13 protein-coding genes are annotated in these 16,692 nt (G+C 55.3%); 9 read left to right on the plus strand and 4 right to left on the minus strand.

The window, feature by feature from the left end; genetic code table 11:
* Window positions 1–2 precede the first annotated feature (2 nt).
* From ABD949_RS08875 to fucP, 5 genes are all read left to right on the plus strand, one after another.
* Window positions 3–1,505 carry a RagB/SusD family nutrient uptake outer membrane protein gene (locus tag ABD949_RS08875; protein WP_345242634.1) on the plus strand — a complete coding sequence of 501 codons (1,503 nt, stop codon included), beginning with the start codon at window positions 3–5 and terminating at the stop codon, window positions 1,503–1,505.
* 142 nt (window positions 1,506–1,647) lie between these two features.
* Complete coding sequence (locus ABD949_RS08880) at window positions 1,648–4,008, plus strand: DUF1549 domain-containing protein (RefSeq protein WP_345242636.1); 2,361 nt, start codon at window positions 1,648–1,650, stop codon at window positions 4,006–4,008.
* A gap of 19 nt (window positions 4,009–4,027) precedes the next feature.
* Window positions 4,028–5,461 (plus strand): DUF1501 domain-containing protein, encoded by a 1,434-nt coding sequence (locus ABD949_RS08885; RefSeq protein WP_345242637.1) that lies wholly within the window; start codon window positions 4,028–4,030, stop codon window positions 5,459–5,461.
* A gap of 36 nt (window positions 5,462–5,497) precedes the next feature.
* Window positions 5,498–7,771 carry a glycosyl hydrolase family 95 catalytic domain-containing protein gene (locus tag ABD949_RS08890; RefSeq protein WP_345242638.1) on the plus strand — a complete coding sequence of 758 codons (2,274 nt, stop codon included), beginning with the start codon at window positions 5,498–5,500 and terminating at the stop codon, window positions 7,769–7,771.
* Window positions 7,772–7,865: 94 nt separating this feature from the next.
* Window positions 7,866–9,128, plus strand: coding sequence for an L-fucose:H+ symporter permease (fucP, locus tag ABD949_RS08895; protein ID WP_345242640.1), 1,263 nt, complete (start codon window positions 7,866–7,868; stop codon window positions 9,126–9,128).
* A gap of 88 nt (window positions 9,129–9,216) precedes the next feature.
* On the opposite strand, the gene ABD949_RS08900 is transcribed toward fucP, so the two are convergent.
* Together ABD949_RS08900 and ABD949_RS08905 are read right to left on the minus strand one after the other, a co-directional pair.
* Complete coding sequence (locus ABD949_RS08900; protein WP_345242642.1) at window positions 9,217–9,879, minus strand: SdpI family protein; 663 nt, start codon at window positions 9,877–9,879, stop codon at window positions 9,217–9,219.
* Window positions 9,880–9,891: 12 nt separating this feature from the next.
* Window positions 9,892–10,161: an autorepressor SdpR family transcription factor gene (locus tag ABD949_RS08905; protein WP_345242927.1), complete on the minus strand. Its 270-nt coding sequence runs from the start codon at window positions 10,159–10,161 to the stop codon at window positions 9,892–9,894.
* A gap of 196 nt (window positions 10,162–10,357) precedes the next feature.
* On the opposite strand from ABD949_RS08905, the gene ABD949_RS08910 reads away from it, so the two are divergent.
* From ABD949_RS08910 to ABD949_RS08925, 4 genes are all read left to right on the plus strand, one after another.
* On the plus strand, window positions 10,358–11,551 hold the full coding sequence (locus ABD949_RS08910) for a helix-turn-helix domain-containing protein (RefSeq protein ID WP_345242643.1): 1,194 nt from the start codon (window positions 10,358–10,360) through the stop codon (window positions 11,549–11,551).
* A gap of 72 nt (window positions 11,552–11,623) precedes the next feature.
* A complete protein-coding gene (locus ABD949_RS08915; protein ID WP_345242644.1) occupies window positions 11,624–13,096 on the plus strand; it encodes a S41 family peptidase in 1,473 nt (490 codons plus the stop codon).
* 14 nt (window positions 13,097–13,110) lie between these two features.
* The gene (locus ABD949_RS08920; protein ID WP_345242646.1) at window positions 13,111–13,956 is read left to right on the plus strand and encodes a hypothetical protein; all 846 of its coding nucleotides are present in this window, start codon (window positions 13,111–13,113) and stop codon (window positions 13,954–13,956) included.
* Entirely contained in the window at window positions 13,953–14,993 is a 1,041-nt protein-coding gene (locus tag ABD949_RS08925; protein WP_345242648.1) for a S41 family peptidase, read from the plus strand. The genes ABD949_RS08920 and ABD949_RS08925 overlap by 4 nt, the downstream gene beginning before the upstream one ends.
* A 47-nt stretch (window positions 14,994–15,040) precedes the next feature.
* Here the strand turns inward: ABD949_RS08925 and ABD949_RS08930 are convergent, their stop codons facing one another.
* Both ABD949_RS08930 and ABD949_RS08935 read right to left on the minus strand, forming a co-directional pair.
* Window positions 15,041–15,718, minus strand: coding sequence for a hypothetical protein (locus tag ABD949_RS08930; protein ID WP_345242650.1), 678 nt, complete (start codon window positions 15,716–15,718; stop codon window positions 15,041–15,043).
* Between the two features lie 241 nt (window positions 15,719–15,959).
* Window positions 15,960–16,529 (minus strand): SGNH/GDSL hydrolase family protein, encoded by a 570-nt coding sequence (locus ABD949_RS08935; RefSeq protein WP_345242652.1) that lies wholly within the window; start codon window positions 16,527–16,529, stop codon window positions 15,960–15,962.
* Between the last annotated feature and the right edge of the window lie 163 nt (window positions 16,530–16,692).

The following is a 16,692-nucleotide window of genomic DNA, read 5'->3' on the forward strand; positions in this document are numbered from 1 at the left end:
AAATGAAAAAAATAACCCTTTTAGGAACCGCACTTCTTTGCCTTTCCCAGTTTTCGTGCAAGGAGGACTTTCTGGTTACCACCGACCCCACGCGTGTAGGGGCCGATCTCTTTTACAAAACCGAAACGCAGTTTCAGCAAGCCCTGAACGGCGTCTACGGTCAGTTGCAAACCATTACCAACACGGCCTACATCTTCCAGGAGTTTACCTCGGATAACACCACCATCGACTTCAACCCGCTCGACCGCGGGGGCGCTGCCGGCTGGGAGGCTTTCGAGTATTCGACCGTAAACCCCGGTAATGGCGAAATCGCGAATATGTGGAATCAGTACTATTCGGCGATGTACAACATCAATTACGCGCTGGAGAAGCTTGGTCCCAGTACGATTGATGCCAATGTGAAGAAGCAGGTAGAAGGGCAGCTGAAGTTTTTGCGGGGGTATCTTTACTTCAATCTTGCGCAGTATTTCGGCGATGTGGTGCTGGTGACCTCTACGCTGGACAAGCCCGAAAAAGCGTTTGACCTGGTGCGGTCGCCGGAGGCTGAGGTGTATAAGCAGGTTGAAAAGGACCTGAAGGAGGCCGCTGATCTGTTACCCCAGACGTATCCGGCCAATCAGGCCGGACGCGTAACCAAGGGTGCCGCGCTGGGCATACTGGGTAAGATGTACCTGACGCGGAAGCAATACGCCGAGGCTGTGACAACGCTGAAGCAGGTGACTACCCTAGGCTATTCGCTGCTGCCAAAATACTCGGATAACTTTGACCCGGCGAAAAAGAACGGGCCGGAGTCCATTTTTGAAGTGCAGTACCAGGGCGGTAACGATCTGGGTGAGCAGAGTAACTTTATGTATGTCTTTGCGCCCCGTTTGTCCGGCGCTGCCGTAACGGGCTTCTCCACCGCCGTACCGTTGGGCCGTAACATCCCGACCAACGACATCATTGCCGCCTACGAAGAAGGTGATCTGCGGAAAGAAGCGTCGCTGAAGCCTGGCTATACCCTGAACGGCAAATTTGTGCCGGTACCGTACGTCAGCAAATTCCAGCATCCGCACACCATTGCCGGCCGTACGGATAACAACTGGCCGGTACTCCGGTACGCCGACGTCCTGCTGATGCTGGCGGAAGCCATCAACGAGCAGACAGGCCCAACGGCCGAGGCTTTGGATTACCTGAATAAAGTGCGTACCAGGGCCGGATTGGCCGCTTTGGGCGCGGACTTAACGAAGGAAACGTTCCGGACGGCGGTGCTGAAGGAAAGACGCCTAGAACTGGCGTTTGAAAACCACCGCTGGTTTGATTTGAAGCGCACCATGACGCCGGCTCAACTGGCTGCTTTCATGAACGCACACGGTGCCAAGGAGAAAGCGAAGCCCACGGTAGAGCGGGGTGGTATTGCCTTCAACGCGCTGGATTACGTGTACGAGAATCACGAATTTTTCTTCCCCGTTCCGGCACCGCAAATTCTGATTAACAACAAATTAACGCAGAATCCGGGCTACTAGGCAGAAATGTTGTCCCGGTACATTAGATAATGCGCCACACGTGTCTTATGGTATGAGCCGGCTCTTTTCGGGAGTGTGACTTATACCGTAAGACCGTTGGCTTTTTGTTCCCGTACCTAACCACCTAACCCTTTACCAACTAGTGATACTAACTGAATCGTTTTGGCTTTGGCAGTTCCTGGGCCGCCTGCACCCGCTGATCGTCCATTTTCCGGTTAGTCTGCTGTGTGTGGCTTTACTCCTGGAACTGGTCGGATTGCGTCGGAAATCGACCGACCTGCGGGCGGGCATTACCGCCATCGTCTGGATTGGCGCCATTGGTTCCGTCATTGCGGCTGCCCTGGGTCTGCTCCTGGCAAATCAGGAGGACTACGGTGGCGATATACTGGCCGTGCACCAATGGTCAGGGCTGGCTACTATGGCTTTGTCCATCGTTACCGTCTTCGCCCTGCGCGCCCGCCGGATGCAAGTGTACCGGGGGGCTCTGCTGGTTACGGTGCTGGGCGTTACCCTAGCCGGGCATTATGGCTCCTTATTAACCCACGGTGAAGATTACCTGTCCAGCGTATTACCTTTTGGTAACGAGTTGGATTCGCCCGAATCCGGCGATACGAATAAACGATTTGCACTCGTCAGCAACAACCAGACCCTGACGGCGGAGCAGGTTACGCAGTTGAACCTGGAGGTGCGCACCATCTTAGCCCACAGCTGCTACAACTGCCACAGCGCCAGTAAAATGAAGGGCGAACTGCGGCTCGACAAAAAAGAATTTATCCTGAAAGGGGGCGAAGATGGACCGGTTATCGAACCCGGCGACCCGGATGACAGCGAGCTCATCCGGCGGATTAAACTGCCCACCGGTCATAAAGAAGCTATGCCCACCAAAGGCAAGCGCCTGACCCCCAAAGAAATAGCCCTCCTCGAATTCTGGATCAAACAGGGCGCTCCCTGGCCCGATGGTCCGGAAAAAAGCATTTACCGCGTAGCCGCCCTGGAGCCGAGATTGCCGGCTGTCCCTTCCGGTCCGGCCGCACTGACCAACCCTGTAGACCGGTTTGTCAACGTTTATTTTAAAGAGAATAAACTCGGTTGGAAAAATCCCGTTGACGATCGTACCTACATCCGCCGGGTCTACCTGGACGTAATTGGCTTGCTGCCTACCCCCGAGCAGATCCAAACCTTTACTGCCGATGTCCGGCCCGATAAGCGGGAGGTATTGGTGAACGAATTGCTCGGCCGGGATAGAGACTATGCTCAGCACTGGCTCACGTTCTGGAATGATGCCCTGCGCAATGATTACAGCGGAACGGGGTATATCACCGGCGGGCGTTTCGATATTACCAAGTGGCTGTACGCGGCCCTCAAGACGAATAAACCGTACAACCATTTCGTCAAAGAACTCATCAGCCCTGCCAAAGAATCGTCAGGCTTCATTAAGGGTATTAAGTGGCGCGGTACCATCAACGCCAGCCAGCGCACCGAAATGCAGGCGGCTCAGAATGTAGCCCAGGTGTTTCTGGGCCTGAACCTGAAGTGTGCTTCCTGTCACGATAGTTTTATCAGCGACTGGAAACTGGACGATGCCTATGCCTTTGCCAACGTCTTCTCCGATACCACGCTGGAAGTCAACCGCTGCGACAAGCCGACGGGTAAAATGGCCGGCCGCCGTATCCTGTTCAAGGAACTGGGCGAAATCAACGGCGAAGCACCGACCGAAGAGCGCCTGAAAGAACTGGCCGATTTTATGGTGCAGCCTAAAAACGGCCGGCTGTACCGGACGCTGGTGAACCGGGTATGGGCGCAGGTCATGGGCCGGGGTATTGTGGAGCCCGTGGATGCGATGGACAATGTGCCCTGGAGTCAGGACCTGCTCGACTATCTGGCCTATGATTTTGTTGAAAACGGCTACGACATCAAGAAGCTGCTGTACACCATCCTGACCTCCCGGACCTACCAGTTACCATCGGTCGGGGTAAAAGATCCTGAACTGTTGCTGGTGTCTGACTTTGTGTTTCAGGGCATGGTTCGCCGGCGGATGACGGCCGAGCAGTTTGTCGATGCGGTGAGTCTGGCGTTCAATCCGGTTTATGTGGATACCTCGTTTGCCGAGAAGCTACTTCCGGTAACCATCAAACAGGAAGCGCCTTTCCCGCGGGCGTCGCTGGTCAAGAATGATCCGTTGCTGACGGCACTGGGTCGTCCGAATCGGGAGACCGTCAGTACCAGCCGTACCTCGCAGGCAAACCTGCTGCAGGCGCTGGAACTCACCAATGGCACTAAGTTCAATGAGGCCCTGAAGTACGGTGCCGAGCAGTGGAAGGAAAAGTATCCGTCGTCGGATAGCATTGTGAAGGAGCTGTATAGGCGGGCGCTGGGCCGCGAGCCGGTGCCGAAAGAAATGGTGGTGGCGCAGAAGATTGTAGGCACCAAACCCAGCGTTGAGGGCATTCAGGACCTGGTCTGGGTCATTGCGCTGCATCCGGAATTTCAGTTGATTTTTTAACGCTTTAAATCCTGCCAACATGAATTATAGATGGAACAGACGGGAATTTCTGCAGAAAACCAGCGCGGCTACGTTAGCGGCTCTGGCGGCCGGCGCTCCCGTGTCGAATCTCTTAACCAGTTGTAAAAGCAAACCGGTTGGCCAGACCGACGGCTCTGCCGATACCGTAATCCTGCTCTGGATGGCCGGGGGCATGGCCCATACTGAAACCTTCGATCCGAAGCGATATACCCCGTTTGAGAAAGATATGGAGGGTAATCGGGTCCTGAGTACATTTAAATCCGTGCCCACCGTCCTCGACGGCGTTCACTTCTCGGAGGGATTGGAATCCATCGGCAAGGTGATGGATAAGGGCACGATCATTCGCTCGTACGTAGCCGCCGACCTGGGCCATATTCTGCACTCGCGGCACCAGTACCACTGGCATACCTGCTACGAGCCACCACAGACCGTAGCCGCTCCGCACATGGGTTCCTGGATCGCCAAGCAGCTGGGACCTAAAAATCCGGTTATTCCGGCATTTATCGATATTGGACAGCGGTTTACGGTGGGCGAGGCCGAAGAACTAAAAGCCTTCCATACCGCCGGTTTTCTGGGTAATGAGTTTGGCCCGTTCTTTATTCCCGACCCCAGCCAGGGGCTGGAGAGTGTGCGGCCGCCGGTGGGTATGGATTCGACCCGGTTTGAGCGCCGGAATCAGTTGTACAATGAACTCATCAGCAACAGCCCGTTCGGTGAGTTCGGCAGTGACTACCAGAAAGAGTCGCTCCGGCGCTCCATGGAACAGGCCTATATGCTGCTGAACTCTCCCGAAGCGCGTGCGTTTGACCTGAGCACCGAACCCAAGGAAAGTTACGATATCTATAACACCGGGCGCTTTGGCTTGGGCTGTCTGCTGGCCCGCCGACTCACCGAAAAAGGGGCGCGGTTTATCAGCGTCACCACCGAATACGAGCCGTTTAAAGGCTGGGATACGCACGAAAACGGCCATACCCGACTGGAGGAGATGAAGAAGATGATCGATGGTCCCATTGCACAGCTGGTCAAAGATCTGGACAAGTCCGGGCATCTGGACCGGACCATGATTATTCTGGCCAGCGAGTTCAGCCGGGACATGATGGTCGAAGGCCGGCCCGATCAGAAAGTGCAGGAGCAGGTGAAACAGCCCGATATTCTGTCGGATATGAAGTTCTACGGCATGCACCGGCACTTCACCGACGGCTGTTCCATTCTGATGTTTGGCGGGGGGATTAAGAAAGGATTTGCCTACGGAAAAACCGCCGATGAGCGCCCCTGCAAAACCATCGAGAACCCGGTAAAGATTGACGGTATTCACCAGACCATCTACCACGCGCTCGGCATTTCCGCCGATCACCACTACGAAATCGAAGGTCGGCCCTTTTACACTACCCCCGACGGAAAAGGAAAACCGGTGATGGAATTGCTGGCCTGACAAACCGAAGCAGGAAACTGGATACCCATACGGCCGATGCAGTTAAAAAGAGCGTTTGTTACAAGTCTGTTTTGTCTGGTCGCGCTCGTTGGGGTATCCCAGCCGGTGCCGGCGTATAACCTCACGAGTACGCACCTGCCCAGGCGGTGGGACGAGGGGTTACCCCTGGGGAACGGGATGGTTGGCAGCCTGATCTGGAAGAAGGGCGACTCGCTCCGGTTTTCGCTGGATAGGGTTGACCTGTGGGACCAGCGCCCCATGAAGGGGCTGTTCCGGCCGGAGTTTACCTACCAGTGGGTGCATCAGCAGGTGCAGAAGAACGAGTACAAGATAGTTCAGGATTACTTCGATGCGCCTTACGACCGGGAGCCGGCACCCACCAAAATTCCGGGAGCCGCGCTGACGTTTGCCATTCCGGAAGATGCCTCCCAGGCCCAACTCGATATTCGGACAGCCCAGGCGCAGGTCAAGTGGCCGAACGGGATGCAACTGCGCAGCTTCGTGCATGCTACGCACCCGGTAGGCTGGTTTCAACTGATTGGGGCTCCTGCGGCTGTGTTGCCCACCCTGATCCCTCCGGCCTACCAGACCGGCACACCGGAAGAGAAACCAAACTCGCTGGATGGCGATAATCTGATCCGGCTGGGCTATCCGCAGGGAAACGTAGTCCGGGAAGCCAACCGCATGGCGTATCACCAGCCGGGCTGGGAAACGTTTGCCTACGATGTCGAGGTGCAATGGCAACGCCGGGGCGACACGCTGACCGGCGTCTGGAGCATCAGCACCAATAAGCAGCCGCAGACTGCCCGGCAGTACGCCGAAGCTGCCTGGAAACGGGGCATTATTGCCGACTGGCAATCGCATCAAAACTGGTGGCAGTCCTTTTGGGCAAAGTCGTCGCTGCAGGTACCCGACGATACGCTGACCCGGCAGTGGTACCTGGAGCAGTACAAGTTTGGGGCGGCAGCGCGGAAAGGGGCACCCGCGATCTCGCTGCAGGCGGTCTGGACGGCCGATAATGGCCGCATTCCCCCCTGGAAAGGCGATTACCACCACGACCTGAATACTCAATTGAGCTACTGGCCCGCCTACAGCGGCAACCACCTGGACGAAGCGGAAGGGTACATCGACTTTCTGGAACGCTGCCGGCCCGAGTTTGCGCGGTTTACCCGCCAGTATTTTCAGGTCAATGGACTGGCCGCACCGGGGGTAACCACCCTCGACGGCACGGCTATGGGCGGATGGATTCAGTACTCCTGTTCACCCACTACGGCCGCCTGGCTGGCGCAACATTATTACTGGCAATGGCGGTACACCATGGACCGGCAGTTTCTCAAGAACAAAGCGTATCCCTGGTTCCGGGATGTGGCCACTATGCTGGAAAACGTCACCGTTAAAGACGAGCAGGGCATGCGCAAACTGCCCATCAGCTCCAGCCCGGAAATTAACAATAACAAAATCACGGCCTGGTTTCACCAGATGACTAATTACGATCTGGCCCTGTGCCGCTATGTGTTTCAATACGCAGCCGAACTGGCCGGAGAACTGGGCAACCAGGCCGAAGCCAGCCGTTGGCGAAACGTACTGGCTGAGTTTCCGGACTATGCGCTTAGCGAAAATGCAGAATTGAAATTTGCTCCATCGTTGCCTTATAAAGAATCGCACCGGCACTTTTCGCACCTGATGGCCATTCATCCGCTGGGTCTGATCAAATGGGAAGACGGCCCGCAAGCGCAGACCATTATTAAGAATTCCATTACCCTCCTGGAGAAGATCGGCCCGGACTTTTGGTGCGGCTACTCCTGGTCGTGGCTGGGTAACCTTAAAGCCAGAGCCAAAGACGGAGCCGGGGCGGCCAATGCATTAAAGATTTTCGCCCGCGCTTTCTGCTCCACCAACAGCTTTCACCTCAACGGTGACCAGACCAAATCCGGGTACTCCACCTTAACCTATCGACCGTTTACGCTGGAAGGTAACCTCGCCTATGCCGCCGGGCTCCAGGAAATGCTACTGCAAAGCTATGCCGGCTTCATCGAAATATTTCCGGCTATACCGGCCACCTGGACCAACGTTCGGTTTGACAATCTCCGGGCTGAAGGCGCTTTTCTGGTCAGCGCCCGCCGGACACCTGGAGGGTCGGATCAGGTGACCCTTACCTCCGAAAAAGGCGGTACTACGCAGGTGAAATTGCCGGCCGGAAACTACAAGGTAAACTCTTTGCAGAAGGGAAAGGTGGTCAGGGGAGACGAAGGCTTTATCAGAGTAACCCTACAGCCGGGCGGAGCGGCTACGCTATCGATTTATCAATAGACAGGCATCAACCAGACCGGAATTACGTTTAATTCGCTAAATTTGACTACTAACAAATAGCCCAGTTAACCAGCCTTTCAGTCGACTAGTCTTCATGCAATCAACTCCTGTCACGGCTACCACTAAGCCAGCCGCCTTTACCGAGAAGAAGTATATTGTTACGTTAATCTTTGTTACGTCACTTTTCCTGCTGTGGGGCATTGCCATCACCATGGGCGACGTACTCAACCGGCACTTCCAGAACGTGCTGCACGTCTCAAAAGCTGAGTCGGGGCTGGTCCAGTTCTCTATCTTTGGTGCCTACGCCGTGATGGGCATACCGGCCGGTCTGTTCATGAAGCGATTCGGCTATAAGAACGGGGTATTGCTGGGACTGCTGCTGTACGCCTTTGGTGCCTTCCTATTCATTCCGGCTGCCAACGCCGAGTCCTTCGGCTTTTTTCGCATTGCCCTTTTCATCCTGGCCTGCGGACTGGCTACGCTCGAAACCGTTGCGCACCCCTTTGTGGCCGGGCTGGGCGACCAGCGCACCAGCGATCAGCGCATCAATTTTGCGCAGTCGTTCAATGGCGTTGGGGCGGTGATCGGACCCATGCTGGGTGGTTACTTTATTCTGCGGGCCGGTCAGGAGCACTCCAACGACCTGGAGTCGGTGAAGATGCTGTACATCGGCATCGGCAGCGTGATTCTGAGTATTGCGATAGCCTTTGCGTTTGTTAAGGTGCCGCCGGTACAGGATGCCCACGCCATTGAGGCCGAGCAGGATGCCTACGCTGTGCCAACCAGCCCCGCTGATGTAAAGCACCCGAAATCGCTTTTCCAGCACCGGCACTTTGTCTGGGCGGTTATCGCGCAGTTGTTCAACGTGGCCGCGCAGGGTGGTACCTGGGCGTTCTTTATCAACTATGGGGTAGAGAAGATGGGGCTGGCGGAAGAAAATGCCGCCTATTATTTTGCCTTCAGCATGGTGATGATGATGGTTGGCCGGTTTGTGGGGACTTTCCTGATGAGGTTCATCGCCCCCAACAAACTGCTGGCCGTTTTTGCACTGGGTAGCATTACCATGTGTCTGATCATTGCGCAAAGCTTCGGTTGGCCGTCATTCATCGCCTTGATCATGCTTAATTTCTTCTTCAGCATCATGTTCCCGACCATCTTCAGTCTGGGTCTGAAAGGATTGGGTACCCATACGCAGCAGGCATCGTCGTTCATCGTGATGGGCGTGGTCGGCGGAGCGCTCTTCCCGCCGATTATGGGCCTGGTAGCCGATAAAGATATAGCGGCCGCTTATTACCTGCCCATCATCTGCTACGCCGTTATTTTCCTCTTCGCTGCAAAGTTTTCCAAAGTGCAGTAAGCAGGTAGCCGGCCTCGTAGTGGAGAGCGGCTATGAAACGGACCACCGGGCTGAATTCGCTGTGGCGAACCAACCGGTGGTCCATCCATTACGACAACGACTGTGCTTTCTCCTGCCGGTAAATATAGTATGAGTACCACAGCGACCAGAAAACTACCAGCATTATACTGCCCATAAAGGCCCATACTTTTACGGGAAGGGGCAGCAGCAGGGCCAATACTGCAGCCAGCAGGCCAACGGCGACAAAAACGGGCGCGGCTTTCTGGTGCGTCCGGCGCCAGACAGTCTCGCTCTCCAGCGTCCAGGGTGTCCGGATACCAACAAAGTAGTTGGGCCGGATACTATACATGACATTGCCGATTCCCGCCAGCATCAGACCCGCGCCGGCCAGGATGTAGCTCAGCAACGACTCGCCGGCCGATTCGGTAGTTATGGCATACCACATAAATGACATCAGCACTCCCCAGAAAACGGAGATCACCAGCCGGATTTTATAATAGGCGGAGGTGTTCAAATTTTGCTTCGGGTCAATAGCCGGAATTAACCGGAAAAGCAGGTATAAAAACACTGTCATTCCCCCAAAGATGCCGACCAAGCCGAGTTTTGGACCAAACCGGTCAGGCTGACCATCGGCCCCAAAATGAAACGGTACACTCTCAGGAAGCTGATTATATAGGAACAGGAGCGTGACAAAGGGTAAGGCCAGCGTCAGCAGCAATACCCACTCGGAGTACATTACATTCTTTTTCATAGTAGTAAACGGTTATTTAGGTTGAGAATCCTGACGAAAATGCAACAGCCACGCCAGCAACTCATCCAGCACCGTGGTGTTAATGGTGTAAAGGATAAACTGCCCTTTTTTGGTGGCCTCCACCAGACCCGCCTGCTTGAGCAGATCCAGATGGTGGGAGATGCTGGGCTTGGTCATGGCAAAGCGGTCGGCAATTTCACCGGCCGTCAGATCAGCCTCCCGGAGTAAGTCCAGAATCTGCCGTCGGGTCGGATCATTTAAGGCTTTAAACAGGACATTCATCATATTGCTATTAAATAATTAGACAAATATCTAAATAACTGTTTGAATTTGAAAGCACTTTTGGTTAAATGGTTTGCCAACCGGATAATTGGTCGTCGACAAACGAGAACTGCGTCTACGCAGATTGCTGTTTGGGAGGAATCATCAGGTACGCTACCATTTTACTACCTTTGTATATATACCTGATCTGGTAATAATGTCGCTTTCGTTTCTGCAACTGGTCCTGGTGTCCGGAGCCCTGCAGGGGTTCTGTCTGGCGGTGCTGCTGTTTACCCGGCCGGTCAATCGTCTGGCCAACCGGCTGTTGGGGGCAGTCATGGTATTGATGTCGTTACAGACCATACTTGTCTCCTTCGACAACCGGGAGTTTTTTATGCGGTTTCCGCACCTGAGCCATGTCGGGTGGCTGCTTCCCAGCCTGTTCGGGCCGCTGCTGTTTCTGTTTACGCAGAAGCTTATCAGTGAGCGGCCACGCTGGCAGCGGACCGACTGGCTGCATTTTGCCCCTTTTGTGCTCCTTCTGTTATACCTGATGCCCTACTACCTGCAATCGGCGGAGGCCAAGCGGGCCTATCTGTCGGATTTTGCCCAGTCGGTGCAGGATGATTTTGGTCCGGTGAACAGCCTGCTGAATGTGTTGCACATTGTGTATATCTCGGCGGCTGTGTACGGGCTGCGCCGGCACGAAAGGCGGGTACTCAATGAGTATTCTGAGGTGCAGCAATTGCGGTTGCGGTGGCTGCAGCAGTTTCTGTCGCTAGTGCTGGTGCTGCTCGTCTCGTCGGTCCTCATCTTCTACGCCCGCAAATGGAATATCCCCGGCCTGGGTGGACTGTATCGATACCACTACCTGGGTGTGATCGTGCTGATCTACTGGATCGGCTACAAAGCCTTGTCGCAGCCGGTTCTGTTCAATCAAAAACCAGTTGGTCCGGCTACCAAACAGGATAAACTGCTGCCGGTCGTACCCGAACCTATTGCCGACGATCTCTCGACCGAAACCGCCGAAAAGTACAAAAAGTCGGCCCTGCCCGACGAGCTGTCCGATCGCTACCAGGCCCGGCTGCTGGCGTACATGGACGAAGAAAAACCGTACCGGAACCAGACGCTGACGATCCATGAACTGGCCGAGGCTCTGAACATCTCCCGACATCATCTCTCGCAGGTCCTCAATGACCGGCTTGGCCGGAATTTCTATGATTTTGTGAATGAATACCGGGTGGCCGAAGTGAAGCGCCTGCTCACCGATCCGCAGTACAGCCATTACACCACCCTGGGCATTGCCGAAGAAGCGGGTTTCAATTCAAAGGCCACATTCAACGCCGTTTTTAAGAAAATGACCGGTCAGACTCCGTCCGAATACGTCGGGAAAGCCGCTAAACCGGTCTGATTCGGTCGGATTAGACGACAGACACCGTATTTAGCCGCAATTTTGTGCCATAAATCAAGTCCACACCACATCATGAAAACGTTTGTACAAATTGCCGCGTGCTGCCTCCTAACGCTGGTCGCTCACGCTCAGACCCACAAAACATCCCAGGAGGAACCACTGCTGACGGTTCAGCAGCTGACCGAAGATTTCACCCGCTTCCGGACCGCACTGGAGCAGGTTCACCCCGAAATGTACCGGTATACGCCTAAGCGGACGTATGACTCCCTGTTCTCTGCAACGGCTGGTAAGCTCAATCAGCCTATGTCGCGGAAAGCATTTTTTGTAACGATGAACCCGCTGGTGGCCGCCCTGCACTGTGGCCATACCAAGTGGCTGGTCTCCGGTCGCGATGAGCATTATCCCTTTCATCAGGACCGGCTGTTCCCCATAAAGTTATATTTTGTGGGAGACAAGGCGTGGGTTGTCGCCAACTATGGTTCAGGCACTATACCGGCCGGGGCAGAGGTAGTGTCGGTAAACGGCCAGCCCATAGCATCGGTGATCCGGCAATTGCTGCCCTGGATGACCTTCGCTGACGGCAATACCATCAACGGTAAATACGCCGACCTCAATGAGTTCTTCTCCGGCTTCTACGCTACGTATATTGGGGCACCGGCCTCGTTTGACATCGTCTATAAATCTAACGGAGGGGAAAAAATAGTAACGCTGCCGGCCATCTCTGAGAAGACAATTAAGGACGCTCAACAAAGCCATAAACCGGCTCCGCAAAAGCCTTTTCGCCTGACATTTACTGATAACCAGACCGCTATCATGACCATTGAACGGTTCTGGGGTATGGGCAAAGCCGAGGATTACAAAACGTTCCTAAAGGAATCGTTTCAGCAATTAAAGGAAAAACAAGTGCAAAATCTGGTGCTCGATCTGCGCAATAATGAAGGCGGAGAGGAGGCTTATGGCGTGCTGCTGTACTCGTACCTGGCCCAAAAGCCTTTCCGATACTATGACCACATTAGCATCCGGCAGAAGGAGAAATTCTCGTTTTCGGCCTGGACGCCAAAGTTTTACGGAATGCTTCGTCATCTGATCAAAAAAACCGATGAGGGGTATGTCTGGCCGTATCATACCGGTGTAAAGGAGCAAAAACCGCAGCGGGACGCCTTCCACGGCAAACTATATGTGCTGCTCAACGGCTCCAGTTTTTCGGTAACCACGGAGTTTGCCGCCCGTACCCATGCCGATGGTCGCGCTACGTTCATCGGGCAGGAAACCGGTGGCGGTTATAAGGTCAATAGCAGCGGGGTGTTTACCATTGTTCAACTGCCTCATTCTAAGCTGGACCTGGGCATTCCCATGTTCGGCTTTCACATGGCCGGCGTAGACCGGTACCCGCATGATGATCGGGGTATCATTCCCGATCATACCGTCGTGCCGACCATTGATGACATCATCAGCGGCCATGACCGGGTGATGCATTATACCCTGCAACTGGTTCAGCCGAAATCCGCTGGCGTCTCTACCGCTAATCTATCCACAACCAAATAACAATCCAGTACATCATGAAAATGCTTTTTTCGACAGCCCTGCTGTCGGTCGGGTGGCTTATTGCCTCCGGCCAACCATCTGCAACCCAGCAGTCTGCCAGTGAACTGCAGGTTGGACTTATCCGGGAAACCGTCAAAACCCGCGATCTACAGACTTCGCCGATGCTGTATATGGGCAACCTGAATGGCCTGCGGGTCGGCTTTACCCAGCGCTGGAACCGGCATCAGCTGCGGGTGAATCTCCGGGCGGCTACCGGCTCGTACGTAGCGCCCGGTTTAGGCGTCCGCTCGTTTAGCTTCGCCGATGAAGCGACGGAGGGCGGTACCCCGGCGCAGCCGCTGGTGCTGATCCCTACGCTGTATCGGGGTGGGGTAGACGTAGAATACCTGTTGCGCTTTCGCGAAACGCCAAACCACCGGCAGACCTGGTGGGGCATCGGTTTCCACGAACAGGCCGGCTATGCCGATGGGGTAGCCATGACGACCTGGGCTATGAACACCGCTTCGGCGAGTTTACTGCACCATACGCGCTGGCCATTCGGTCGCCGGCATCTGGTGGCGCTCAATGTGTCGTTGCCGCTCGTGGCGGCCGTTACCCGGCTGCCGTACAGCAATGTGGTGTCGTCGCCGGATGAGTCAAACGCCAAAGCGTTTATGCAGGGAACCCAGTGGGAAACGCTGCCCCGGTTTATCAATCCGCAGGTGGGACTGAGTTACCGCTTCCGGGTGAGTCCCCGCTGGTCGGCGCAGGCCGCGTACCGGTACAGTTATCTGCGGTACCCTGATCCTGAGCTTATCCGGACGGCTGCTCACACGGCTACTCTTTCCCTTGTTTACCATTTCAACTTTATCCAGCCATGAAAACGAACTATATCCTCAATACCATATTTGCTTTTCTGCTCCTGAGCCTGAGTGCCTGCAACGACCTGACACTCGGCCCGGAGCCGGCCAACAACCCCGAAACGAACTTTGAACAACTCTGGCAGCAATACGATCGCCTGTATGGCCTGTTCGGGGCGAAAAAAGTAGACTGGCCGGCCGTGTACCAGAAGTACCGGCCGAAAGTCACAAACGGCATGAGTGACGATGCTTTTTATACCCTGACAACGCAGGTACTTGATGAGTTGAACGATGGCCATGTATGGCTGCTGGCACCGGGCTCGCCCGCCCGTCGGCACGACAGCGGCCCGGATTACCAGAAAGGCGATTTTAATCTGAAACTCGTCCGTACAACGTATTTACAGGAGGTGCGTGAGTTTAGCCTGGCCGGGGACGTACAGCTTGTGTCGGGGACGCTCCCCGGTAACATCGGCTATATTCACTTCCGGGATTTTGGCCAGAGCCGTAGCTTTTACGAAAAGGCGTTCGAAGAGGCATTATCAGCGCTGCGCGATACCAAAGCGCTCATCGTGGATATTCGCGACCACGAAGGGGGGGATGATCGGGTAAGCCAGTACGTAGCCGGACGCTTTGCCTCTACTCGTAACCTGTTCATGACCAGCCGCCTGCGAAACGGCCCCGGTCACGGCGATTTTACGGAGCCAACGGAATGGTACGTAGCCCCAACCGGCTCCTGGCAGTACACCAAACCGGTTGCCCTGCTCACCAACCGCATTACGGAAAGTGCGGGGGAAACCTTTACCCTGGCCATGAACCAGAACGCCAGCGTGACGCAGATCGGGGATACCACCTATGGCATCTTCTCCGAAATTACCCGCCGGGAGTTACCCAACGGCTGGATCTTCTCCGTCAGCGTTGGCGACTACCGGGCCGCCGACGGCAAAAGTTACGAAGGTATCGGCATAGCGCCCGAAATTACGGTAGTAAATACACCGGCAGACATTGTCGCCGGCAAAGACAAGGTACTGGAGAAGGCATTAGCTGTGCTGGGACAGTAATACGTATGAGCGGGCATTTTGAGGTTCGTCGTCAGCCCGCCCCAGCATCACGGCTTTCTCAGGCCAAAACGTCCCCCGCCCACCGAAACGGCTACGTAAAACCCGTTGGTCGCGTAGGTAGGCAGGGACGCCATCTGGCCCAGATCGCTACTGCTTTTCCACTGGGCAGAACCGGGACTGACCAGGTAACCGGCGCGTAATCCCAGCATCAGGCCGCTGTAGTGTTCACGCTCGCAGGACCAGTTGGTGAGTTTCAGATCGGCGTTGAGGCTGACGTCGGTAGCGTAGCTGAACAGGTGCCGGATGGTTACGGTTCGATTGGGCTCGTGCCGGGTGAGACTGAGGGTTGACAGTCCAGGGCCGATGGCCGGATACACAAACCACCGTTTCCCTTCGTGAATGATATAGCCGAGTTTAACGGTTCCGGTGGATGCGGTGCGTTCGATAGCCTGATCCGCAAACCGGGTCGTGCGGGTTTGCATCGCCATGATGCCCAACCCCACAATGACCCGGTTATGGCGGTAGTAACCTTCGGCCCCGGCCAGGGCAAAGCCATCGCCCATGGCGGGAGACCCGTTGGGTGCAAAATGCCGGGCGGTAGCTCCGGCGTCGCGGAGGTTCATGTAGCCTGTCCGGAAAAAGCCCGCTCCGCCGACCGTAGTCTGGGCGAATGCCGGTGTCAGTCCGAGAAATATACTGAACAGGGTGTATAGTATCTGTTTCATAAGCCGCTGCGCTCCGGATGCTATCGCCGTTGCAGCGGTAAAGGTGCCGGTTATCAGCGGCTTACGGTATGACGCAGGTAGCCGGCCGGCCTGACTGTTGTCAGGTTGGAGCCGGAATGAGCTAACCGCACTTCGTCTGCAACGGCCTGGGAGAAAGACCCGCGAGGGGGCGTACGATGCAAGCTGTCGAACGCAGCAGGATAGGCCTGCCTGATTCCCTGACTTTCCAACCGCAAATCGGTTAATCGGCCAGGTGCGGCTCCAGCACTTTAATCCAGAGCTCGTACCCAGTGCGGTTCATGTGCAGGTTATCTTTCAGGAAGATGTCCGGCCTGGGCTTGCCATCGGTGCCCAGCATCACGGGTCCCACATCCACAAATTTCACCCGCGGGTGCCAGAAGGCATAGCGCTTTATCTTCCGGTTGGCCTTCTGCATAGCGGGGTATTGATTCCAGCGCGACACGCTGGGCTTCATGGAAATATACACCAGTTCGGCCTTCGGTAACTGCGTCTTCATGTTCCGGGCGAATACCTTAAAGCGCTCATACACCTGCTCCGGCGTTTGTTTGGCGGCTATATCGTTCTCACCCGAATACAGAAACACCTGCTTCGGCTGGTATTTGGCTACGATCCGGTCGAAGTAATGATTGGCGTCAACCAACTGGGAACCGCCAAAACCCCGGTTGACCAGAACCTTTCCTGGGAAATCCTGCTGGAGCGAGCGCCACATGGTGACCGACGAGCTGCCGGTAAAAACGATACCGCCGGGTGGCGGCATCAGCAGGCTGTCCTGCTTCTCGAAAGCCTTCATGTCTTTTAGCCAGCGATCCGGGCCCTGTGGTGTCTGGGCGAGTGCCGGTAGTACGAACGCAAAAAGAAATAGGGGTAAAAAAGTAAAAAATCGCACTGGATGCATAACGATGGAATACAGTAGGTCCGGAAACAGAAGTCAGGATTGGCCGAAAGCTACTTAA

The organism is Nibrella saemangeumensis, assembly GCF_039541915.1.
Classification (GTDB): Bacteria; Bacteroidota; Bacteroidia; order Cytophagales; family Spirosomataceae; genus Nibrella; species Nibrella saemangeumensis.

Excerpts from the sequence above, each read along its gene's own strand:
- ABD949_RS08875 (WP_345242634.1), top strand. The coding sequence starts at position 3 with ATGAAAAAAATAACCCTTTTAGGAACCGCACTTCTTTGCCTTTCCCAG.
- ABD949_RS08885 (WP_345242637.1), top strand. The coding sequence starts at position 4,028 with ATGAATTATAGATGGAACAGACGGGAATTTCTGCAGAAAACCAGCGCG.
- ABD949_RS08890 (WP_345242638.1), top strand. The coding sequence starts at position 5,498 with ATGCAGTTAAAAAGAGCGTTTGTTACAAGTCTGTTTTGTCTGGTCGCG.
- fucP (WP_345242640.1), top strand. The coding sequence starts at position 7,866 with ATGCAATCAACTCCTGTCACGGCTACCACTAAGCCAGCCGCCTTTACC.
- ABD949_RS08900 (WP_345242642.1), bottom strand. The coding sequence starts at position 9,879 with ATGAAAAAGAATGTAATGTACTCCGAGTGGGTATTGCTGCTGACGCTG.
- ABD949_RS08905 (WP_345242927.1), bottom strand. The coding sequence starts at position 10,161 with ATGAATGTCCTGTTTAAAGCCTTAAATGATCCGACCCGACGGCAGATT.
- ABD949_RS08910 (WP_345242643.1), top strand. The coding sequence starts at position 10,358 with ATGTCGCTTTCGTTTCTGCAACTGGTCCTGGTGTCCGGAGCCCTGCAG.
- ABD949_RS08915 (WP_345242644.1), top strand. The coding sequence starts at position 11,624 with ATGAAAACGTTTGTACAAATTGCCGCGTGCTGCCTCCTAACGCTGGTC.
- ABD949_RS08920 (WP_345242646.1), top strand. The coding sequence starts at position 13,111 with ATGAAAATGCTTTTTTCGACAGCCCTGCTGTCGGTCGGGTGGCTTATT.
- ABD949_RS08925 (WP_345242648.1), top strand. The coding sequence starts at position 13,953 with ATGAAAACGAACTATATCCTCAATACCATATTTGCTTTTCTGCTCCTG.
- ABD949_RS08930 (WP_345242650.1), bottom strand. The coding sequence starts at position 15,718 with ATGAAACAGATACTATACACCCTGTTCAGTATATTTCTCGGACTGACA.
- ABD949_RS08935 (WP_345242652.1), bottom strand. The coding sequence starts at position 16,529 with ATGAAGGCTTTCGAGAAGCAGGACAGCCTGCTGATGCCGCCACCCGGC.